This window comes from Veillonella rogosae JCM 15642 (genome assembly GCF_002959775.1).
GTDB lineage: Bacteria > Bacillota > Negativicutes > Veillonellales > Veillonellaceae > Veillonella > Veillonella rogosae.
In genome coordinates, this window is the sequence record NZ_PPCX01000012.1 from 155,467 (window position 1) to 177,169 (window position 21,703).

21 protein-coding genes and 1 tRNA gene are annotated in these 21,703 nt (G+C 38.7%); 3 read left to right on the plus strand and 19 right to left on the minus strand.

Annotated elements, in window-relative coordinates; translation table 11 throughout:
* Window position 1 precedes the first annotated feature (1 nt).
* From argC to ilvB, 7 genes are all read right to left on the minus strand, one after another.
* A complete protein-coding gene (gene argC, locus VRHSUH09_RS09265; protein WP_105082008.1) occupies window positions 2-952 on the minus strand; it encodes an N-acetyl-gamma-glutamyl-phosphate reductase in 951 nt (316 codons plus the stop codon).
* Window positions 953-1,061: 109 nt separating this feature from the next.
* The gene (gene argF, locus VRHSUH09_RS09270; protein ID WP_105082009.1) at window positions 1,062-2,072 is read right to left on the minus strand and encodes an ornithine carbamoyltransferase; all 1,011 of its coding nucleotides are present in this window, start codon (window positions 2,070-2,072) and stop codon (window positions 1,062-1,064) included.
* A gap of 32 nt (window positions 2,073-2,104) precedes the next feature.
* On the minus strand, window positions 2,105-3,289 hold the full coding sequence (locus VRHSUH09_RS09275) for a M20 metallopeptidase family protein (RefSeq protein ID WP_105082010.1): 1,185 nt from the start codon (window positions 3,287-3,289) through the stop codon (window positions 2,105-2,107).
* A gap of 312 nt (window positions 3,290-3,601) precedes the next feature.
* Window positions 3,602-4,924: a purple acid phosphatase family protein gene (locus VRHSUH09_RS09280; RefSeq protein WP_105082011.1), complete on the minus strand. Its 1,323-nt coding sequence runs from the start codon at window positions 4,922-4,924 to the stop codon at window positions 3,602-3,604.
* Window positions 4,925-5,411: 487 nt separating this feature from the next.
* Entirely contained in the window at window positions 5,412-5,999 is a 588-nt protein-coding gene (locus VRHSUH09_RS09290) for a beta-class carbonic anhydrase (protein ID WP_054746910.1), read from the minus strand.
* Between the two features lie 164 nt (window positions 6,000-6,163).
* Window positions 6,164-6,676 carry an acetolactate synthase small subunit gene (ilvN, locus tag VRHSUH09_RS09295; RefSeq protein ID WP_105082012.1) on the minus strand — a complete coding sequence of 171 codons (513 nt, stop codon included), beginning with the start codon at window positions 6,674-6,676 and terminating at the stop codon, window positions 6,164-6,166.
* Window positions 6,677-6,684: 8 nt separating this feature from the next.
* On the minus strand, window positions 6,685-8,412 hold the full coding sequence (gene ilvB, locus VRHSUH09_RS09300; RefSeq protein WP_105082013.1) for a biosynthetic-type acetolactate synthase large subunit: 1,728 nt from the start codon (window positions 8,410-8,412) through the stop codon (window positions 6,685-6,687).
* A gap of 192 nt (window positions 8,413-8,604) precedes the next feature.
* On the opposite strand from ilvB, the gene VRHSUH09_RS09305 reads away from it, so the two are divergent.
* The gene (locus VRHSUH09_RS09305) at window positions 8,605-8,883 is read left to right on the plus strand and encodes a hypothetical protein (RefSeq protein WP_024063760.1); all 279 of its coding nucleotides are present in this window, start codon (window positions 8,605-8,607) and stop codon (window positions 8,881-8,883) included.
* Window positions 8,884-8,935: 52 nt separating this feature from the next.
* On the opposite strand, the gene VRHSUH09_RS09310 is transcribed toward VRHSUH09_RS09305, so the two are convergent.
* From VRHSUH09_RS09310 to VRHSUH09_RS09320, 3 genes are all read right to left on the minus strand, one after another.
* On the minus strand, window positions 8,936-9,265 hold the full coding sequence (locus tag VRHSUH09_RS09310; RefSeq protein WP_054746914.1) for a nitrous oxide-stimulated promoter family protein: 330 nt from the start codon (window positions 9,263-9,265) through the stop codon (window positions 8,936-8,938).
* A 9-nt stretch (window positions 9,266-9,274) separates the two neighbouring features.
* Window positions 9,275-10,090 carry a class I SAM-dependent methyltransferase gene (locus tag VRHSUH09_RS09315; protein ID WP_105082014.1) on the minus strand — a complete coding sequence of 272 codons (816 nt, stop codon included), beginning with the start codon at window positions 10,088-10,090 and terminating at the stop codon, window positions 9,275-9,277.
* A 365-nt stretch (window positions 10,091-10,455) separates the two neighbouring features.
* Window positions 10,456-11,208, minus strand: coding sequence for a LemA family protein (locus VRHSUH09_RS09320; protein ID WP_105082015.1), 753 nt, complete (start codon window positions 11,206-11,208; stop codon window positions 10,456-10,458).
* A gap of 230 nt (window positions 11,209-11,438) precedes the next feature.
* Between VRHSUH09_RS09320 and VRHSUH09_RS09325 the strand changes: the two genes are divergently transcribed.
* Window positions 11,439-11,858 (plus strand): hypothetical protein, encoded by a 420-nt coding sequence (locus tag VRHSUH09_RS09325; RefSeq protein ID WP_054746918.1) that lies wholly within the window; start codon window positions 11,439-11,441, stop codon window positions 11,856-11,858.
* Window positions 11,859-11,941: 83 nt separating this feature from the next.
* Here VRHSUH09_RS09325 and VRHSUH09_RS09330 read toward each other — a convergent pair.
* From VRHSUH09_RS09330 to moaC, 9 genes are all read right to left on the minus strand, one after another.
* Window positions 11,942-12,016: transfer RNA gene (locus VRHSUH09_RS09330), tRNA-Arg, on the minus strand.
* 129 nt (window positions 12,017-12,145) lie between these two features.
* On the minus strand, window positions 12,146-12,604 hold the full coding sequence (locus VRHSUH09_RS09335) for a low molecular weight protein-tyrosine-phosphatase (RefSeq protein WP_054746920.1): 459 nt from the start codon (window positions 12,602-12,604) through the stop codon (window positions 12,146-12,148).
* A 67-nt stretch (window positions 12,605-12,671) separates the two neighbouring features.
* Window positions 12,672-14,918, minus strand: coding sequence for an autotransporter family protein (locus VRHSUH09_RS09340; RefSeq protein WP_105082016.1), 2,247 nt, complete (start codon window positions 14,916-14,918; stop codon window positions 12,672-12,674).
* 135 nt (window positions 14,919-15,053) lie between these two features.
* Entirely contained in the window at window positions 15,054-15,773 is a 720-nt protein-coding gene (locus tag VRHSUH09_RS09345; RefSeq protein WP_105082017.1) for a DUF4198 domain-containing protein, read from the minus strand.
* Window positions 15,774-16,089: 316 nt separating this feature from the next.
* Entirely contained in the window at window positions 16,090-17,901 is a 1,812-nt protein-coding gene (gene typA / locus VRHSUH09_RS09350; RefSeq protein ID WP_054746924.1) for a translational GTPase TypA, read from the minus strand.
* A 296-nt stretch (window positions 17,902-18,197) separates the two neighbouring features.
* Window positions 18,198-19,130 carry a UDP-N-acetylmuramate dehydrogenase gene (gene murB, locus VRHSUH09_RS09355; RefSeq protein WP_105082018.1) on the minus strand — a complete coding sequence of 311 codons (933 nt, stop codon included), beginning with the start codon at window positions 19,128-19,130 and terminating at the stop codon, window positions 18,198-18,200.
* Window positions 19,102-19,470, minus strand: coding sequence for a YlbF/YmcA family competence regulator (locus VRHSUH09_RS09360; protein WP_009351130.1), 369 nt, complete (start codon window positions 19,468-19,470; stop codon window positions 19,102-19,104). The genes murB and VRHSUH09_RS09360 overlap by 29 nt, the downstream gene beginning before the upstream one ends.
* A 104-nt stretch (window positions 19,471-19,574) precedes the next feature.
* On the minus strand, window positions 19,575-20,060 hold the full coding sequence (gene trmL / locus VRHSUH09_RS09365; protein ID WP_009351231.1) for a tRNA (uridine(34)/cytosine(34)/5-carboxymethylaminomethyluridine(34)-2'-O)-methyltransferase TrmL: 486 nt from the start codon (window positions 20,058-20,060) through the stop codon (window positions 19,575-19,577).
* Window positions 20,061-20,088: 28 nt separating this feature from the next.
* Window positions 20,089-20,601, minus strand: coding sequence for a cyclic pyranopterin monophosphate synthase MoaC (moaC, locus tag VRHSUH09_RS09370; protein WP_105082019.1), 513 nt, complete (start codon window positions 20,599-20,601; stop codon window positions 20,089-20,091).
* Window positions 20,602-20,709: 108 nt separating this feature from the next.
* Between moaC and VRHSUH09_RS09375 the strand changes: the two genes are divergently transcribed.
* Window positions 20,710-21,387, plus strand: coding sequence for a metal-dependent hydrolase (locus VRHSUH09_RS09375; protein WP_054746930.1), 678 nt, complete (start codon window positions 20,710-20,712; stop codon window positions 21,385-21,387).
* Window positions 21,388-21,703 lie beyond the last annotated feature (316 nt).

Here is a 21,703-nt window from a genome sequence, read left to right on the forward strand (position 1 = left end):
TCTATCCCAATGCTAATCCAGTCTCTTCTGGCAAGCCTAACGCAATATTCATGCATTGAACGGCTGCACCAGATGCACCTTTACCTAAATTATCGAATATGGCATGAACCATGATGCGTTCATCATTGCCTGTCACATAGATTTTCATGCTATCCGTATTGCTTAACTGATTGGCATGTAATATACCCGTATTACTATTGTCAGTAAACGGTATCACTGTAATGATAGTACTATCTTTATAAAAGTCTTCTAATACCTGTTGCACTTTATCAATACTGATTGGTTTTCTACACAAGCGACTATGAATACCAACCGTCACCTCCATACCAGAATAGTAGTCATCAACGATAGGCATAAAAATAGGTGCTTCACTAAGTCCACACACATGCTGCACCTCAGGCAAGTGCTTATGTTGTTGACTAAGACCATATTGACGCGGTGCATAGAGGAAATAATCCTTTGGTTCACTTTCATATTGGCCAATCATCTTTTTACCACCACCGCTATAGCCTGTTAAGGATGTGATAGTGAAAGGATAATCTGTTGGCACAAGACCAGCTTTTACAAGAGGTGCAATACAAGCAATCATCCCACTCGCATGACAACCAGGGTTAGCAATATGTTTTTTAGTAGCGATGGCTGTTTTATAATCCGCACCGAGCTCTGGGAAGCCATAAGCCCAATCAGCCTCCGTTCTAAAGGCAGTCGATGTATCAATGACCTTACACGGTAATTCACCGATAGCAGCCATGATTTCTTTAGATGCTGCATCAGGCAAGCAGAGAAATACAATATCTGCCCCTTTAGCTACCTCTTTAATAGCTTCCACATTTTTACGATCCTCATCAGCAGTGGCGAGTAACTCTATATCTTTTCTATTGGATAACCGTTCATGAATTCTTAGTCCCGTTGTGCCTTCATGACCAACGATAAATACTTTATAGGGTGTCATAATAAACCTCAATTCTCACCTAGTGGTGACTCACACCTATCTATGTAGCCTTTCAGCTATTATAAACAGGAAATAAACTATACAATTCATCACCATTAGAGAGATGAATTTATTTCATTGGATAGTCGCTAAATGTAGCAACCATAACGGCCTTAATCGTATGGAGACGATTTTCTGCTTCTTGGAATGCTAAGGAGTTTGGACCTTCAAATACATCTTCCGTTACCTCAATACCATTCATGCCGAACCGTTCAAAAATATCTTTACCTACTTGAGTTTCCGTATTGTGGAATGCTGGCAAACAGTGGCAGAACTTTGTATTTGGATTACCTGTTAATGCCATCATTTCAGCGTTAACTTGGAATGGCTTGAACGTATTAATCCGCTCTTCCCACATATCATATGTATCGCCCATAGTTACCCATACGCCTGTGTAGATTACATCTAAGCCTTTAACACCTTCCGCTACATCATCTGTGCAGGTAATGGTAGCACCTGTTTCTTTTGCAACTTTCAAACATTCTTCATAGAATGGACCGGCTGGCCAATATTGTTTAGGACCGATAAGTCTAAAGTCCATACCCATTTTAACGGCGCCACTCATTAAGGCATTACACATATTAGATTGACCATGACCCACATAAGCATAGGAGATTTCATTCAATGGTTTATCAATATTTTCTTGAAGCGTCAAAAAATTCGCTAATGTTTGTGTAGGATGATCCATATCGGTAAGGCCATTCCAAACAGGTACACCAGAATAATCAGCTAATGTATCTACATCGGCTTGATCAAAACCTCTAAACTCGATAGCATCATACATAGATCCTAGAACACGAGCTGTATCCTTCAAAGATTCTTTTTTATTCATTTGAGACCCTGTAGGTCCAAGATACGTAGTATGGGCCCCTTGGTCAGCAGCACCGACCTCAAAGGCACACCGTGTCCGCGTAGAGTCTTTTTCAAAAATTAATGCAAAGTTTTTACCTACTAATGTTTTGATTTCTTTGCCTGCTTTTTTATCGGCTTTTAATTTTGCTGCTAAGTCCAAGAAGTATTTAATTTCTTCTGGTGTGTATTGAAGCATTGTTTTAAATGATGTATGTTGTAAACTCTTCATGATAACCTCTTATATTCAAACTACTTGTTTAACTATTTTTCTTGTAAAAATTCGGCGGCAATGGCAGACATCATTGTTATACCAGGTTCTAGGATGCTTTCATCAATGGTGAAAGCCTCATTATGCAAGGCCGGATTACCTTCAAATCCAGTACCTAACCAAAGGAAAGCACCTTTTATTTTATGAAGATACGCGGAGAAATCTTCTGCAGCCATAGACGGGAATTCAGGATGTACCACCGCTTCTTTACCAAGATATTTCTCTACAATAGATGTGGCATAATCGATGGCGTCTGGATTGTTGATAGTAGCACCATGACCACGTTTATAATCTAAAGTACTTTCTGTTTTAAACATCACATCAAGCGCCTGTAAGCTTTCACCTAATCGTCGCTCAATATAATCCCGTTTTTCTGGTTCATATGTACGGCAAGTGCCCTCTAGATACACATCACCACAGCCTACGTTATATCGGTCACCACCATTGATGACACCGATAGTACATACAAGATTTTCCATTGGATTCGTTTCACGAGCCACCATGGACTCAACATTAACAATCCAGTTTGCAGCAGCCACGATGGCGTCTATCCCATTGTGAGGTTCTGCGCCATGAGTAGCCTTCCCTTTAATGTGTACGAGGAAGTGATCCGAAGCAGCCATGAGATTTCCTTTTTTAAGCCCTACAGTTCCCACTGGTAGTTGAGGCCACACATGAAGACCATATATCTCATCTACGTCATCGAGGATACCGCTATCTATAATACCTTGAGCACCTGGGAATAAAGCCTCTTCTTCCGAAGGTTGAAATACGAGCTTTACAGTACCGTGCAATTGGTCTTTTATAGACTGTAAAATAGCTGCGGCTCCAAGCAAAATCGCTATGTGGCTATCGTGTCCACAAGCGTGCATAACACCTTTATTTTGGGAGGCAAATGGTAAACCTGTTTCCTCATGAATGGGTAATGCATCTATATCGGCACGCAATGCAATAACGGGACCTGTATGAGCTCCTTCGATCTTGCCGATTACCGCATAATCAGAAATATCATTTACAAAAGGAATCCCTAGTTCGGTGAGAACCTTTTGAATAAATAAAGACGTATTTTGCTCTTCACCAGATAACTCTGGATGACTATGAATATGTCGACGCCATGCTATAACTTGTTCTATATATTGTGAGGCGTATTGTTTAATTAAAACTTGTAATGTATTCATTACTGTATCTCCTTTATACACATAATGTATTATTTATACATTTTTTGTGTATTTTTATAACCTATGTACGTATTATAATACCTCCAAACACAAACCACAAGTATTTATACGTAATTTATGTATTTTTATTTTATATATTACAAATTAATTTTAGTCATAGAACTGTAAACTTAACGTTAACATATTACATTCTTAGGAGATTTTTCATAAAAATAATTAATATATGGCTAATATTATTTTAGTATAAAAACAAAAAGACACCTTTTAAAGAAGGTGTCTTTTCGCTATTTCGTCTTATTTATTATTATAATCTTATTTTTCAATGACTGATTCATCGAGCTGTGTACCATCAGGCAAGAATGCTTTTACAATCAATTTATTTGGTGTAACAGTCATAGTCATATAGTTATTCTTATCACGATCTGGCGCAACATATACGTCTAGTGGATGCTCTTTCCACTTAGGACGGCGAGCATCACCTGCGATTCCAGTAAGGATATAAAGAGGACCTGATAGATCTCGATCAAAATTGCGCACATGCCCTCTATTACGATAGGAATGTAAATGAGCTGACAGAACTAAGTCTACATTAAACTCATCAAAGATAGGCATAAATAATACGCCTTCGTCATCAAAACCTATAGCTCTATTTGCACCTGGTCGATCAAAGGCATATTGGAATGGATCTCTATGCATAAGAACGACGGTCCATTTTTTAGTGTTAGTCGTTAAATCTTGGTGTAACCACTGAACCTGTACATCGTACAAATCGGGATGATGCGTATCATGATTATCCTCATGATTACTTTCATATAACATTGTATCTAATACAATGTAATGAACATCACCGAAGTCATAGGAATAGTAACGACGATTAAAAATTTCATTCCCATTAGGCGGAACTGCGAAGTAATTCAAATACGCATAAGGCTCGCGCATTTTCCAATCTAATGTATACATCTCATGGTTGCCTAATGTCGTTGCTAATGGCACATTGGCACTCAACGGTTTAATAGAGTTAAGCCATGTACGCCATTGATAGGCTTGTTCCCCATTATCTACAAGGTCACCCATACTAATATACAGAGCGGTCCTTGGGTTGCGTAGTGCTGAGCTCTTTACAATCTCTTCCCACTGAGAGTAATCCCCCGACTGAGAATCGGGGTAGATGAGCACATCATATACGCTAGCACCAGCCGTTTCTAGACGGTACCAATCACTACGGCGGTCTGTACCGTAACCTACGCGATATTCATATTTAGTATTAGGTGTCAAACCTGTCAATGTAGCCTCATGAATATAGGTAGTACTACCATCATCGGTAAAAGCTTTATCTGTAGCATTTATGGTTTGTATAGTATCGGTCCCATCTTGGCGATATTCTATGATAGCATCAGATTCACTGTTATCAGACTGCCACATAATGGTTCGGCTTGTGCTATTATCTTGAGCTACAATTTGTCGAATATAACGGCTTTCGGAATCAAGGAGCGGTTTTATCGCTTGACCACTCACAACAGCTGCAGTCCGAGCAATTCGACTGTATATAGTATCCCTATATACATAACTACCTACAGTGGCACCAACCACGGTAATAATAGCTAGTAAAGATATAATTAATCTTTTTTTGTTCATATAATTCCTTTATTAACTAAACTGTTTGACTAATATTTAATATGAACACATTATAAAACTTACACTTAACTTTAAGTCAAATAAGATTTTGCTATACCTCTTGAATATCTACTTTTCTATATCTAGCAGAAACACAACCCAACATATTTAATTGCGGTATGTTCCATTCATTAGGTAAATAGATATCACATGTGATTTCATCACCTATAGAATTATTGGCTATAAATTGATAGCGCCCTAATTCTTCATTACTGTATACTCTTTCAACCTGATTTAACGTAGTGGCACCCCAAAATCGACTAAATTCTGACCAAATAATTTCCGTATCAACTTGAGATAACTCAACCTGTAGTCGATATGTTATGCCAACTTTGCATCGTTTTTTTAAGCCCTTTTCGTCAGCACTACAAACCTTAGTGGAGCCTTTATCAAAAGACCATTCTAGACCATCTAATGATTTAATTTGGGTAGAAAGAAGATTTATCTGTTATTTTTCGTAATATTGCTTCATTTGTGTATAGCCATTAACGATGACTTCGATTTCACCCGTTCTAGGATGGAAGATAAGACCGTGAATAGGCACATCTTTAGGAATCAAAGGATTCATGCGCAATTCGTCTACTGTATCCTCTACATTTTCAGCAGGATGTGTAAAGCCATCGGCCCAGCGTTCCATTTCTTTTCTCACCATGTGAATCGCTTCAGGTGCAATGCCACGAGCCAACATTTTTTTAGACAAGCTTTCAGCTGTCGTTTTAGCCATACCACATTCATGGTGACCAATGATAAAGATTTCATTTACACCTAGCTCAAAAATACATACAAGTAAGCTACGCACGATACCATCAAAAGGACCTGTAATACAGTTACCTGCAGTTTTAACGATTTTTGCTTCACCGCGGCCAATATCCATGGAGTCCTCTAAAAAGTTTACGAGACGCGTATCCATACATGTAACGATAGCCATTTCGCGGCTCGGCATTTTACTACATTTAGTGTCGGTTTCAACGTAACCCGTATTTTGATCTTCTACATATTCTCTATTATGGGCTAAAATATCATCTAATAAACTCATAGTACCTCCTATATAAAAAGACCTTGGTACACAACCAAGGTCTTCATATCAATAATGGTCGATATAAATATTATATCATATGCAGTTGTATACACTCTAAACCATTACCATTTCTGTAATACACTTACATTATAAATAGGCTTAAGCTAGATTTAAAACAGCTCTTATTTATCAGGTGTAGATAATGCCTCGATTGCCACGCTACCTCCGCGTACAACTTCAATGCGATTCACGAACATATCTTTAAATAAGGCAATCATGTCATTATTTTTAGATACGGTCTTTACACATTGTATCAGTACAGACTTACGGTTATAGTCCACCACTAAGAGATCAAAGGTTTGAGCAATACGAAAGATTTCTTGTTTATCTGCTTCTTTACAGTTATTAACCTTGATAAATAATAACTCTTTTTTCGTAATCGGCATATCCGTAAAGTCGATAACCTTAATGACCTCTACACTGCGGTTCAATTGTTTAATAATTTGTTCATACGTCAAATCATCACAAGTAAGGTCAATCGTCATACGCGACATAGTAGGATCTTCTGTTTCCCCTACTGTCAATGTATCTAAATTATAGTTTTTACCAGCAAAGAGACCTGAAATTTTAGCCAATACACCGATTTGGTTTTCTACATACGCTGAAATGCAGCGCTTTTTCATATGTACTTCCATAGCCCCTCCTATTTTTTATCCTTTAATAACATATCACTTAAAGATTTACCTGCAGGTACCATTGGCAATACATTAAGCTCTGTAGGAATGATGAACTCAAGTAAGGTTGGGCCATTTTTGAAAGTATCCGCCAATTGGAACCCTTTTTCAATATCCTCAACTTTAGTAATGCGCATTGCCTTAGCGCCATAAGCCTCTGCCAATTTTACGAAATCTGGCACATATTCAAATCCATCATTATCAATGATATCTCGTGTAACAATGGAGCTTTCATCCATCATCAAATTCGTACAAGCATACCGTTTATCGTAGAACAATTGTTGCCATTGACGTACATTACCGAGGAACCCATTGTTTAAAACAATTAGTGTCACAGGTAAACGATAGTGCATAGCTGTAGCAAACTCTTGGATGTTCATTTGCACCCCACCATCACCACAGATGGCAAATACGCGCTTATCTGGATTCCCCATTTGAGCACCTAGTGCTGCAGGGAAGCCATAGCCCATAGTTCCTAAACCGCCAGAAGTCAACATTTGGTGTTGTCCTTGTACCTCTAAGAACTGAGTAGTCCATAGTTGGTTTTGACCTACGTCAGTAGTAACAATTGGGCGATCGTAGTGATTATTGATGTAGTCAATGACTGTTTGAGGTGTTAAACCTTCTTCATCAGCTTGCGTTACAGGACGTTCTGCTTTAAGCTGTTGCAGTTGTTCAGGCCAATCACCAAGATCATGAGGCTCAATATACTCTAAGAGTTTTTCGATAGCCAATTTAGCATCGGCTACGATTGGAATATCTACTTTAATATTTTTAGAGATAGATGCTGCATCTACATCGATATGAATAATCTTACAATGTTGTGCAAAGGTACTTAATTTACCCGTAATGCGGTCATTGAAGCGAGTGCCAATAGAAATCATTACATCACAATCTGTGAGTGCCACATTGGGTGCATAGCCACCGTGAATCCCTACATTGCCGAGGTATAGAGGATGACGTGTATCTACGGCCCCTTTCCCCATCAAGGTCGTTACAACTGGAATACCTGTTTTTTCAATTAAATCCATCATAAGCTGGTTGGCCCCACTAATGCTGACGCCACCACCTAATAGAAACAGTGGTCGCTTAGCCTTAGAAATGATGGAGCAAGCCTTTTTAACTTGCCCTACATGAACAGCCATATTCGGTTTATAACCGCGAATATTAACCTCTGTAGGATATTCATCAGATCCCATCGCCTTTTGAATATTTTTAGGAATATCTACTACTACAGGACCTGGACGACCGGTACGAGCAATGTAGAAAGCTTCTTTCAAAATGCGCCCTAAGTCTTTACGATCGCGCACAGTGACAGCATATTTACAAATGTTACGGACGATACCAACTGTATCCACCTCTTGGAAGGCATCATTGCCCATAAGACCTAAGTCTACTTGGCCAGTAATACAAACGAGAGGCACACTATCTGCATAAGCAGTAGCAATACCTGTTACAAGATTGGTAGCACCTGGTCCAGAGGTTACCATACAAACCCCTACCTTACCCGTGCTACGAGCATACCCATCAGCAGCATGAGCTAAGGCTTGCTCGTGACGAGGCAAAATAACCTTTACCTGATCTTGTTTATATAATTCATCCATAATATCAATAGTAGCAGCCCCAGGATAGTTAAATAAGATTTCTACCTGCTCCTCTTGAAGGGCTTTTACCAAATACTGCGCGCCTGAAATCATAGGTGTCTCCTTATCTATGTAATACATGCATATTGCATTCTCAATATTCTCGTTAGATATATCTAAAAAATTGAATATCTTATATAGATGTGATATACTCAGTAGTGTACCATATATTGTGGTACATGAGTATGTATAAAATCTCAAATTATGTAAGTATATGTTGATTCTATCTGGAAAGGACTGTGTAACATGAAAGAAATCTTAGGTTTCCACTTAATCGGTTGCCCTTACTGCGAAAACGCATTCCGCGCTATCGATGAACTCGTTGCAGAAAACCCTGCATACGCAGATATTCATATTAACTGGGTTGAAGATCAAGATGCTCACGAGCTCTTCAAAACTCATCCATATGAATACTATCCAAACTTGTGGTTTGACCTCGACAAACAATACGAGGCTCAACCTGGTGAAAGCTATGAACAAACAAAAGCTTTAATCAAAGCTGTATTGGACAAAGCAATCGCGTAATCTAGTATTACATAAAAATGTGATAAATCCATTAAGAAAGAGGCTAGCAATGCTAGCCTCTTTTTTTGTCTTTCCATTCAAGATACATATGTTTAATTACTTGGATCGGTGATACAAATAACATTCTAGGCCCACCATATCGCATGATTTCACGTATCTTTTCACGATACGTTGGCCCATAGCAATGTGTTTTACATACACTGCAAAAGGTTTTACTTTCCATATGTGGACATACATCAATACGATGCTCTGCATAATGCCAAACGTCTTGGCACTCCTCACATAGTTCACCTTTAGGCGTGTGGTGTTTATCACGACAATAGATGCCAATAATTTGGTACATAGTTTTTAGTTCTAACTTACGTTTTTCATCAACTGTCACGTTAATCTCCTATTTTACAGACCAAGAAACCCAAGCGACCTTATCAACGGTCTTATTATGAATTTCACCATTGATAGCTAGTGGCTCAATGAGATTTCTAATCTCTTCTTTCATATCATCCATAGCGCCCCAGCCGTTATTATGAAGTCGCATAGTAAAGTAATTAACCGCTTTATCAAGGCTCATAACTTCTGTTTCAGGCACTGTTTTATAAGTCACTTTTACATTATGCCCTATTTCATGGATAACATCTAAACATGCTTTCATCTTTCCATCCCAAGGGAATGAGTCGCGACCAAAGAAATGTTCAGATAGCATATCTACCATTTCATCACTGCGCTCGCTGAAAGCAATCCACAAGCATTTATCATGACTTGCTTCGTGCATGGCACGAATATTTTCTACATCAAACATGATGGGACAGAAAATGCTATACGCCAAGTCGAAACTCTTATCCCAACCGAGTTCTCGACGTGTTTCATCAGACCAAGGTGCGATATATAAACTCAGATCAAGACCTTCTGTCTCTGCTAACTGTTTAGCACCTCGAATCATACCATCCGATAAATCGATACCAGTTGCCTTATACCCTTCACGAGCTATGCCTAGTGCATAATCGCAAACACCACAACCTACGTCTAAAGTCCGTCCACCTGCTACTGGTAATAGATTTTCATCCTTTAAAAATGTTAAAAATTCAGTTACTTGTGCTTTCCGATCTTCTCGATTGTGCATTTCCACAAAATATTCGGAACGGTTATTCCACGCATCTTGTTCATCACGCCAAGCTTCGTTGACCGTAAGCTCTTGTATTGTATTTGTCATAATATCCCCTCTAATTAGCTACATACAAATATGTACAAGCTATAGATATATAAGTTATAAGTAGTTTTCACTTAGTTAAATGTACTATGCCATTTAACTCTCCCCTATATGCCTAGTGTTCCATCTAGGAGGTTCAGATTTTCATATAGCTATTTTTATTGTACATCATTCTCAAAATAAAATGTGTTACTCAAGTCACATTTATTATGCTATTTCAATATTATTAAATATGTATTTTCACATAAAGACTATTTAATGTGCTTCTTACAAAAACAAAAGACTCCACTCAATAAGTGGAGTCTTTTATCTCTCATTTGGCAAATAGGTTTATACTATCTGCTCATATACATCAATGGAGTATATGATTATTTCTCTTCTTGTTTCTCTACCGGAGCAGGCGCCTCTTCAGTTTTAGAAGCTTCTGTTTCAGTTTTCTCTTCACTCGTTACACTCTCATTATTAGCAGCTTCACGCTCTTGTCTGATACGTTCTTCTCGCTTAGCTTGTGCCTCTTGTTCTCTCTTTTCAAAGGACTCGCTAACTTTATCAGTAGTTTCTTTTAATTTATCGCGACCTTTCAATGCAAGCTCTTTAATCGCTTCTGGATCGGCACCACTGAACTCAGCCAACGCACCTTCATTATTTGGATCAAAGAACGGAGCTTGTTTAAAACCTAATAAGGATGCTACAAATACCATTGGAATTTGCGCAATAGCACTGTTGTATTGCTTAACTGCATAGTTATAAATTTCCCGTTTATTGGAAATAAATGTTTCGTTTTCGCTAATAGCTTCTAAGAATTTGCCATATTGAGTATTGGCTTTCAAATCAGGGAATTGATTTGCTAAGGCTGTAATATTTTGTACCGCCTTAGATGTTTCACGAGCCATTTCTACAAAGTTATCAGAAACTTTCAACTGGATTAGTTTTTCATAATCACCATACTCATTTACAAGACCTGTAAATTGGTTTACGATAGCAACCTTTTTCTCGTAGGCAACAATAATATTAGCACGTGCTTCTTTTATCTCTACAGTCAAATTTTGCAATAAATTGTATTGCTTAATAAAGAAGTAAATCAAGAATACAATTAAGAAAAATATAAGTGTTGAAAGCATAGAACCCTCTCCATTTCTATTACAAATAACAATGCAAATTTGAGAATATTATATCATACCGAATATATAAGAAATATGAAATTTCATTCATGAAGCATAAATTATAGAATACTCCATTTAGTAGTTCGTGCATGTATTTCCATTCGTTTCTCTCCTATTACTAGAATTAATATAGCTGTTTCATATATTATTTATATTTATTATAATAAAGAAAAGGAGGCTTTGAAAGTATGGGAAAATATATGATAATACTTATGTTTCTATTGATCGCTATTGCTGTAGTTTTTGCTACTTATAACTTATCTATAATTAGATCTATGCCTCCTGAAGAGCGTTATAAACTTCTTTACTTTAAGGATGATCAAGTCTCTATAGGCATTGGCTTAGTAAGAAGAACATTTAAATTAAGCGATATTCGTGAGGTACGTTTTTCTAAAGGTAAAAAATTCCGTAGCATGGGCAGCTGGGCCGGCAGAATGCAAATTTGCAAACTAAATGGTAAAACAAGCCGTTGGATAGAATTTGATGGTACTGTCTATTACAAAAAGATGGTATATATAACTAATGAAGAAATCATTGATAAATCAATAGACTTCCTGATGAATGAATTCCAAGCACGAGGAATTCGTTGTACTAAATATAGATGCTAACATATAATTTTCTGAACGATACATCAACCTAAAGAATAAAGACACATAAAAAGGCTTCTCGAAATTTCGAGAAGCCTTTTATTTGGTGCGCCTAGCAGGAATCGAACCTGCGCACCCGGTTCCGGAGACCGGCGCTCTATCCCCTGAGCTATAGGCGCATGAATACCTAAAAATTATACCATATAACGCTATGGTTCGGTAGTACAAAGTATATACAAACACTAGGTTCATATAGAAAAGCCCCTAATATTAAGTTGTATATCAACTAATATTAGGGGATATTTTAATTAAAGACTCTCTTTAATTAATTCTAATAGAGCATCGCAACTATGACTTACATCGTCATAGGTTTCATCAAAATTCCCAGTATACCAAGGATCCTTTACGTCACGGCTTTCACCAACAAAAGACATAGCCTTGTATACCTTAGAGTCTACATCATCTCCAATGATACGTTTTAAATTACGTCCGTTATTTTCATCCATAATAACGAGGTAATCAAAGTTATGATAGTCATCAACGGTCACTTGGCGAGCCTTACGACGAGTATAAGGAATACCCATTTCATCTAGCTTTTGCTTAGTTCCATAATGAGTATCGTTGCCTATCTCCTCACGAGATGTAGCGGCAGATTCAACATAAATAGAATCACTTAATCCAGCCTTATCAACAATATGCTTCATATAAAACTCTGCCATCGTAGAACGGCAGATGTTACCGTGACAGATGAATAAAATTTTAGTCATAATATACTCCTTACATACTAATAGTCCTTACAGCATACGCTATAAGGACTATTAGTGCAATATTTAATTAGAAGTTGTGTCGTACCCCTGCATCGATACGCCATGTATTATCTATGGTAGCACCAAAGTTTTTAGTGAATGTACTATATAGATATGTACTAGGACGAATGCTCCAAGAGCCGCCGATTTCCGCATCAAGCCAAGTATCCTTCAAGTCAACTGTAGTTTGTACTGTTGGGTTACCTGGTGCAGAGTATGTAGTGTTCAATTTACCAGAGAATTCATGAGCTAGTGCTAATTTAGCAAAGATATTTGATTTTTCTGTTTCTTTGCCAATGCCAATGCCGAGTCTACCTACAGCAGAGTTCACAGCATCAGATTTAACATGCATGGAGCCACCGCCAACAATAGACGCATCATAGGATATACCTTTTAAACGACCTAAGATAAATTCTACACTAGGATCAATGTAGAAGCCATTTTGTTTCTTAATACGCTTACCATATTCAGCACTCAAGGATGTACCATATGTATGGTAGTTACCATTTAATCGTTGGCCGCTCATAGAGTTAAGGCTATAGTCGTTGGATAATCTATTACCACGAGCGATAATATCTAGATAACGACCATCATCGTGTTGTTTTGTACCATATAAGGCAACACCACCTAACTTACCATCGCCACTGCCGTTGGCATAAGAGTTACTAGATGTACTGTAATCTAGGGCACCGCCGAAAATCCAACCATTGGAGGCTTTATGGTCGTAACCTATTTGTACACCATTGTATGTCATATGTGCATCAGCACCATCTGTAATCTTAGATTTACCACCTATATATTTAGCCCATATTCCTTTATCTGTATTAGCTAAACGAAGGTCACCTAAACGACGTTGTAAATCATTAGTATTATTTTTCCACGCCATAACTGTTGAAGTAAGGGCAGATTTTGTGCCACCTACGAGAGATGATTCACTAGCACGAACAACTTTTGTTGTATCATCTACAATAAGATGACCTTGAGAATCAAAATGATCTGCCCCTAGGGCTGCAACAGCGCTAGGTGTAGTAATGCCTTCATTGATTAGAACTGTTGTGCTAAGCTTCTTATCATTGCCGGTGTATTGTAATTTCTCAGCTAATGCTTGAATATCCTTTTTGTAGCTTGCATCGTCGATGGTATTACCGGAATGGTCGCCTTGCATTGTAATATGGCTATTATCCGCCGCATGTTCAACGATGATTTGCCCTTTTCCTGTATCGCTAGCCGGCACACCAGATTTATAAATGGCATTCACATAACCGCTATAGGTCTGAATTGTTATAGGCCGCGCATCAATAGGATGAATGTTACCTGCTGCAGTTGAGTTAACACCACCTACAAGATTGCGAACCTTACTGCCCTTGTATAGGTACGCTGCATTATCCCCTGATGGACGTTCTTTTTTAGGTGTAGGGCGCTCCATGCCAATCCACTCATTATTCCAAGTAGCACCATTTTGTAGGTAAATATCTGCACCAGAATTATGAGGATTTTTATTGCTTTCAGCATATTCATTTAATACAGCACCTGTGAGGCTAGAGTTTGGTGTTGTGAAAGCTAAACCTACATTCGTCGGTTCTTCATTATGGTTTGGATCGCGACCATAATCCTTATCGATTAAGCCTACATTACCAACAGCAACCAAGTCTTTGGTACCTGGATGTTTACCATCAGAACCTGCATTTACATAGACATCGCCCTCTTCAGCTACTACGGAGTACGTATCAGATGTTTCTAAAGGATGGGTAATGATACGACCACCACCATCAACAATAATATGACCGCGCTGATTGGCTTGTAAACCTACACCGATAGCATCGATATCCACATTACCTTTCACATGAATATTAGTATCACCATAGTCTCGATCAGGGTTATCTTTACTTAGACGTGGTACCTTGCCGCCATAACCAGCATAGACTGCACTCATATAATAATGACCTAATTCTCTCTTCGATGCTGGTGCATCATTCTTTAATCGTACGACAAGATCTTTGTCTACAGTTAGTTGTGAACCAAAGCCATTATAAATACCTGTAACATTCTTACTTTTACCGGCCTCTGTTAAACTTTTACCATGTACATTAACGGTTAATGTATCCTCTATGTGTTTAACCTCAGGTTGCGTTTGTACTGGTGACCCCATTGTTAAGCCTAGCAATTGCTCTGCTTTATCGCTGGTAGCATTAAATTCTGTAGCCATTGCAGAATAAGACATGCCAGTTAACACTAACGCAGCCATCACAGCCGACACATGACGTTGTAATTTCATAAGTATCTCTCCTTTTTCCCTACCTTGCAGGTAAGCACCCTCACAGAACGACATAGACACCAAAATATAAAAAGACCCCCTAAGCCCAACTTAGGAGGTCTTGTATATCCACACACTCGGTAAAATAAAACTTAATTATTCAGGATTGATAATGAAGGACAATGCGCTGAAGTATTTGTTTTGTTCCCCTTTAGTTTGTGTTGGGAAGCCTACTTCAACACCTACTACGTTAAGTCCATTAGCGCTTACAGTCACTGTTGCTTTACCGTTAGCATCAGCTTGGCTTTCATTAGTAAGATCGTTAATTACGTCTTTGATTAAAGGTGCATTTGCATATGGTTTGCCTTCTTTCAAGACTTGAATTTCATAGGTATCACCTTTTTTAAGTGTCAATGGGTTAACGGATGGAATGATTTGGATGAAAGCGTCTTTATTGTCTAAAGGTTTTGCTTCTGCATTCCAGTAGTGAACGTCATATTTGATAGCATGTGTACTTTTTTGAGCACCAGGAACTTCTGTGATTGGTTTATGAACAGTTTTGCCATCCTTGTCTTTTGTCCAGTATCCATAGTCAAAATTAGTTGCTGTTACGCCTAATTTATCTGTTGGCACGACAGCAATATTTTTTTCATGTTTAACAACTTCTACAGGGATTACTGCACCATTGTTGTCATAGCCTACAAGACCTGTTACCATTTCAGGTTTGTAAGCGTTATCCAAAGGACCTTCGCCTAGAACTAATACTTTTTCATCTAGACGGTTAGCAAAGAATACGCCATGAGCATCAACGGAAGAGCACACACAACCTGCTGCTAAACCTACTGCGAACAAAGAAGCTAAGATTTTCTTATTCATAAGAACCTCCATAATCAATAATATATTTCAACAAACTTGTTATTATTATACAGCGTTATACTTATTTCGTATATACCAATACCCCTATAGTCAAGTTAGTATGCATAGTTAGTATATACATTCCTATGTATGCCATTCTAACATAATTGATAAAAGTATCATCTATTTTTCATATAGATATAATAAATAAGATTATCTTACTCATACTAAACGATGAAATCTATTATTTTTTACCATGTATGAAATTCTATTCTTATTCTGTTAAAATACAAAAACGACGCCCCCTAAGGAGCGTCGTTTTCTATCTATATAGATATTATTTTTTGTTTTTAGCAGCTTTCGCACGTGCGTTACGATCAAGGATTGTTTTACGCATACGAATGCTTTCTGGTGTTACTTCAACGAGTTCGTCGTCGTTAATCCACTCAAGAGCTTGCTCCAAGGAGAAGATACGAGGTGGAGTCAAACGAACTGCTTCATCAGAGGAGCTAGAACGCATGTTAGTAACGTGTTTTTTCTTACATGGGTTAACATCCATATCAAGTTCACGAGTGTTTTCACCGATAACTTGACCTGCGTACACGTCTTGGTTAGGGCCAATGAACAATGTACCACGGTCTTGAACAGAGTTCAAACCATATGGAGTAGTTTCGCCATTTTCGAATGCTACCAAAGCACCGCGTGTACGGGAAGGAATTTCACCTTTATATGGTGCATAGCCATGGAATACATGGTTCATGATACCATTACCTTTTGTAGCTGTTAAGAATTGTGCACGGAAACCGATCAAACCACGAGCTGGAACTACGAATTCCATACGAAGGTAACCAGCTAATTCAACCATGTTAGTCAATTCAGCTTTACGTTGACCAAGGTTTTCCATTACAGTACCCATGAATTCTTGAGGTACGTCGATAGTCAATGCTTCAAGTGGTTCGCACAATTGGTCGTTAATAGTTTTGAAGATTACGCGAGGTTTACCTACTTGTAATTCGTAGCCTTCACGACGCATCGTTTCAATCAATACAGCCAAGTGCAATTCGCCACGGCCAGATACTTTGAAAGCATCTGCAGAATCAGTTTCTTCTACTTTCATAGAAACGTTAGTTTCTACTTCGCGGAACAAACGATCACGCAAGTGACGAGATGTAACGAATTCACCTTCACGGCCAGCGAATGGAGAGTTGTTTACGGAGAATACCATGGACAATGTTGGTTCGTCGATGGAGATGGATGGTAATGCTTCTGGATTTTCAGCATCAGCTACAGTTTCACCAATGTTGATATCGTCGATACCAGCGAATGCAATGATATCGCCCATTTCAGCTTCGTCAGTTTCAACGCGGTTCAAACCATTATAAGTATATACGCGACCAATTTTCGCTTTACGAGTGCTTTCACCATTCATGATAGCCACTTGTTGGTTAGTTTTCATTTTACCGCGAACAATACGGCCTACAGCGATTTTACCGATGAAGTTATCGTAATCAAGTGTAGTAATCATGAATTGAAGAGGACCTTCCATATCACCTTGTGGTGCAGGAATTTCGTCGATCAATGTTTGGAACAATGGCTCCATGTTTACCGCTTCGTCATCCCAGTTAGTTTTAGACACACCAGAACGAGCAGATGCGTATACTACAGGGAAATCAAGTTGATCATCATCAGCTTCAAGTTCCATGAACAATTCAAGAACTTCGTCTTCAACCTCTTTAACACGTTGGTCTGGACGGTCGATTTTATTGATAACTACGATTGGTTTCAATTTTTGTTCTAAAGCTTTACGCAAAACGTATTTTGTTTGAGGCATTGGACCTTCGTATGCATCAACGAGAAGCAATACGCCGTCAACCATGTTAAGTACACGTTCTACTTCGCCACCGAAGTCAGCATGGCCTGGAGTATCAACGATGTTGATTTTGATGCCATTATGCATAACTGCAGTGTTTTTAGACAAGATAGTAATACCGCGTTCACGTTCCAAGTCGTTGGAGTCCATTACGCGTTCTGCTACCTTTTCATTATCACGGAACACATGGCTTTGTTTTAATAACGCGTCCACCAAAGTAGTTTTACCATGGTCAACGTGGGCGATAATCGCTACATTTCGAAGATTTTCGCGAATCATAAGATCCTCCCTTTAATTCCTTCAGTATATTCTATATCACATAGCGCTTGTGAAAGTAGCTATGTAGGTATATTCCCAAAACTGGCAACACTTAATTATAACGTAGTCTATAGAAAAAAGTCAAAGAAGTACAGGATTTCTAATCATGGCAATTTCTACATTTGATTATACTTTTGACTCATCTTAAGGATAAGTGAGCTATCTAAGCATAGGATAATAAAAAAGATTCCTTATGATACCTTGCCTCGAATAAGATAAGAGGAACGTCACATAAGAAATCTTTTATTAGTATTGTATTATTCTTCCCCAATCATGCGTACTTCTGGCTCCAGATGTACACCATGTTGGTCATATACGCGTTTTTGTACTTCTTTGATAAGATCAAGCACATCTTTAGCTTTAGCATTGCCAGTATTGATAACAAAGCCAGCATGCTTATGAGATACTTGTGCATCACCAACAGATAACCCTTTAAGACCTGTTTGTTCAATCAAAGTACCTGCAAAATACCCTGGTGGGCGTTTAAAGGTTGAACCTGCGCTAGCATACTCTAGAGGTTGTTTAGATTCGCGCTTTTCTGTGAGCTCATCCATGCGAGCCTTAATAGCATCCTTATCACCAGGTTGTAATGTCATAATAACCTCCCCAATAACCTCATGGTTATCGTGGAATACGCTATGACGATATCCGAAATCTAAGTGAGATGCATCGTATTCTTTAATATTGCCTTGGAAATCTACGGCGCGTACTGTAGTGACTACATTGCTCATTTCCCCATCATAAGCACCTGCATTCATAAATACAGCACCACCGAGCGTACCTGGAATACCAATGGCAAATTCAAGGCCAGATAGCCCGTTTTCCCAAGCAAATTCAGAAGCATCTTTTAACATATAACCAGAACCAATGCATAATACATTATCATTGCAATCCATGATTTGTGTCATATGTCGAACCGATACGACAGCACCGCGAATACCACCGTCTTTCACCAAAATATTGGAGCCGCAACCAATAATAGTTACAGGCACTTGTAATTCGTGAATAGTGCGTAGCGTAAAGCTCAACTCATCCATCGTCGTAGGTTCAATAAATAAATCAGCTGGACCACCAATTTTAAATGTCGTATGATGACAAAGCAGCTCCTGTTCTCGCACACGTGTACTAGGTAATTTCTCTAATAAGGCTTCTTTTAAGGCCTTAATGTTTTGGTTGTTGTTGTTCGCCATGATCTAACACTTTCATCCCCTCAGTGATTGGTTCGCTAATGATTTTATAGATATCATTAGAAATCTGGCTCCAACGCATTTGCGCTTGCAAATAAGAAGTCGCTGCAGCATTTTCTTGAATTTGAGGCATCAATTCCTCTTGTTTCTTTTGCAATTCATCTGCTTCTGGAGCACCGGACAACTTAGCGTATTCCCATTGCATTTGTTGTGCCATAAATGTGCGTACCAAAGCCGTTGCTACTGCATCAGCCTTCACTGCTTCTTGAGCAGCCATTAACTCTTTGTACTCTTCGGATTCACGCATAGCGTGAGCTAAATCATGAGCTTTATCGTAGTTCATAATATCCTCCTCTAACAACACCGTACGAAACACTACCGGTCATAGAGATTTGGTAGGTCCTTTAACACATACTTATACTATATCCCTTTATAGTGAAAGTATAATTATTTAGGTTGAATCCAGTTTCCTTCTGCTTTAAGATCTGGATAATCAAGTTGACGCATGCCTTCATAGGCAATGATAGCCACTGCATTAGACAGGTTCAAAGAACGGGCTTCATCGACCATTGGTATGCGAATACAAGTATCCTCTTTGCCTTCTAAAAGACTTTCAGGCAAGCCTCTCGATTCAGGACCAAAAACGAGCATATCCCCGATTTCATAGTTGACCTCGGAGTGTGTATGCTTAGCCTTTGTAGTAGCATAAAAATATCTACGATCTGGATATTTCTCATATAGTTCCTCAATATTCTCATGAACTTGCACATCTACTAAATGCCAGTAATCAAGACCCGCTCGTTTTACATGCTTATCATCGATGGAAAAGCCCAGCGGTTTGATAAGGTGCAAAGTCATGTGATTGGCGGCGCATAAACGCGCTATATTTCCTGTATTGCCAGGGATTTCTGGCTCATAAAGTACTATTTCCATTATCGTTCCCCTATTCTTTATATCTATATTATTCTACAAAGGAACGCACAAAATGTCCACTTTTACCGCCTTCTTTTTCTACGAGGTATGTAGGGCCTATAATCATGCCTTTATCGATGGCCTTACACATATCGTATACGGTGAGTAAGCCCACTTGAACTGCTGTAAGGGCCTCCATTTCAACGCCTGTTTTACCAGTTGTTTTAACGATAGCACTCACCTTAACAGCCTTGTTGTGATTTTCATCGATACAAGCCGGGCTTTCACCATCTACTAAGGTGCAGTGAACCTCAACCTTAGTCAATGCCAACGGATGACATAGGGGAATGAGATTACTCGTTTGTTTAGCCCCCATAATAGCCGCTAGTTGTGCTACGCTAAGGACATCGCCCTTTTTCATAGTACCTGCAGCAATGCGCTCATAAATAGCGTCGTTGATAGCAATAAAGCCTTCCGCCACAGCTGTGCGAGATGTAATGTCCTTGTCAGACACATCTACCATCCAGGCATTACCATCTTGATCAAAATGTGTTAAATCCATACTATATCCTTACTAATCATGCATAAATTATCATCTATAGTTTTATTTTCATTAGTTATATTATACAATAGAATTAACAATTATATGTATAAGGAAGGAAGTGTTCCTATGAAAACAAAACTAACTTATTTCGGCCACGCTTGCTTTATGCTCACTCACGGTGATGTATCCATGATTTTTGACCCATTCTTAACGGGCAATACATGGGACATCGCTAAAAAAGAAGATATTAAATGCCAATATATCTTTGTTAGCCATGGTCATGACGACCATTACGGCGATACAGAGTACCTCGCCAAAGAAAACGATGCCCTCGTTATCTCTACTGCAGAGGTAGCAGGTAAAGCAGCTGCTGCTGGTTGCCGTGCTCATGCTATGCATTTAGGCGGCAAATTCGACTTCGAATTCGGTTCTGTTCGCATAGTTCCTGCCTTCCACGGCGCTGGTATCCCAGGCGGTCATGCAGCAGGTTGCATCGTAGACTTCTACGGCGACATTCTTTACTTCGCTGGCGATACAGCACTCTTTAGCGACATGAAATTATTGAATCGCTTTGGCGATATCGACTACGCATTACTTCCTATTGGTGATAACTTCACGATGGGCGTTGAAGATGCGGCTCTTGCCGCTTCTTATGTAAAAGCGCGTATCTCCATTCCAATTCACTACAAAACATGGCCTGTTATCGACCGTGAACCAGGTGTATTTACAAGCTTAGTTGAAGGCAAATACAATCAAACAGCCCTCATTATCGATCCAGGTTCCTCTATCGAGCTCAATAGCTAATCCCAAAACATGACATAGAAATGACGCAATCCATTGGAATTGCGTCATTTTTTATTTTTCGGTCTAACCAACCGTATCTTGGCTTATAGGACAAAAAGTGTGTGTAAAAACCCTTATAACACTAGATATTTACTAGTGTTATAAGGGTTTAATCTTTTTTGGGAGAAGTTTGAGGGTGGACAAAAAGTGTGGGTGGAAACATCAATTAACCCTTGTAATTACTGACTAAAATGAGGTTATATCTTCCTATATATAAACAAATATGGAGGAAGAGTTTATGCGACAAATAAAATGTCCTGATTGTAATGAAACATGT

Bases quoted from the DNA above. Each gene is read 5' to 3' on its own strand.
- argC (WP_105082008.1), bottom strand. From the start codon at position 952: ATGACACCCTATAAAGTATTTATCGTTGGTCATGAAGGCACAACGGGA.
- argF (WP_105082009.1), bottom strand. From the start codon at position 2,072: ATGAAGAGTTTACAACATACATCATTTAAAACAATGCTTCAATACACA.
- VRHSUH09_RS09275 (WP_105082010.1), bottom strand. From the start codon at position 3,289: ATGAATACATTACAAGTTTTAATTAAACAATACGCCTCACAATATATA.
- VRHSUH09_RS09280 (WP_105082011.1), bottom strand. From the start codon at position 4,924: ATGAACAAAAAAAGATTAATTATATCTTTACTAGCTATTATTACCGTG.
- VRHSUH09_RS09290 (WP_054746910.1), bottom strand. From the start codon at position 5,999: ATGAGTTTATTAGATGATATTTTAGCCCATAATAGAGAATATGTAGAA.
- ilvN (WP_105082012.1), bottom strand. From the start codon at position 6,676: ATGGAAGTACATATGAAAAAGCGCTGCATTTCAGCGTATGTAGAAAAC.
- ilvB (WP_105082013.1), bottom strand. From the start codon at position 8,412: ATGATTTCAGGCGCGCAGTATTTGGTAAAAGCCCTTCAAGAGGAGCAG.
- VRHSUH09_RS09305 (WP_024063760.1), top strand. From the start codon at position 8,605: ATGAAAGAAATCTTAGGTTTCCACTTAATCGGTTGCCCTTACTGCGAA.
- VRHSUH09_RS09315 (WP_105082014.1), bottom strand. From the start codon at position 10,090: ATGACAAATACAATACAAGAGCTTACGGTCAACGAAGCTTGGCGTGAT.
- VRHSUH09_RS09320 (WP_105082015.1), bottom strand. From the start codon at position 11,208: ATGCTTTCAACACTTATATTTTTCTTAATTGTATTCTTGATTTACTTC.
- VRHSUH09_RS09325 (WP_054746918.1), top strand. From the start codon at position 11,439: ATGGGAAAATATATGATAATACTTATGTTTCTATTGATCGCTATTGCT.
- VRHSUH09_RS09335 (WP_054746920.1), bottom strand. From the start codon at position 12,604: ATGACTAAAATTTTATTCATCTGTCACGGTAACATCTGCCGTTCTACG.
- VRHSUH09_RS09340 (WP_105082016.1), bottom strand. From the start codon at position 14,918: ATGAAATTACAACGTCATGTGTCGGCTGTGATGGCTGCGTTAGTGTTA.
- VRHSUH09_RS09345 (WP_105082017.1), bottom strand. From the start codon at position 15,773: ATGAATAAGAAAATCTTAGCTTCTTTGTTCGCAGTAGGTTTAGCAGCA.
- typA (WP_054746924.1), bottom strand. From the start codon at position 17,901: ATGATTCGCGAAAATCTTCGAAATGTAGCGATTATCGCCCACGTTGAC.
- murB (WP_105082018.1), bottom strand. From the start codon at position 19,130: ATGGCGAACAACAACAACCAAAACATTAAGGCCTTAAAAGAAGCCTTA.
- VRHSUH09_RS09360 (WP_009351130.1), bottom strand. From the start codon at position 19,470: ATGAACTACGATAAAGCTCATGATTTAGCTCACGCTATGCGTGAATCC.
- trmL (WP_009351231.1), bottom strand. From the start codon at position 20,060: ATGGAAATAGTACTTTATGAGCCAGAAATCCCTGGCAATACAGGAAAT.
- moaC (WP_105082019.1), bottom strand. From the start codon at position 20,601: ATGGATTTAACACATTTTGATCAAGATGGTAATGCCTGGATGGTAGAT.
- VRHSUH09_RS09375 (WP_054746930.1), top strand. From the start codon at position 20,710: ATGAAAACAAAACTAACTTATTTCGGCCACGCTTGCTTTATGCTCACT.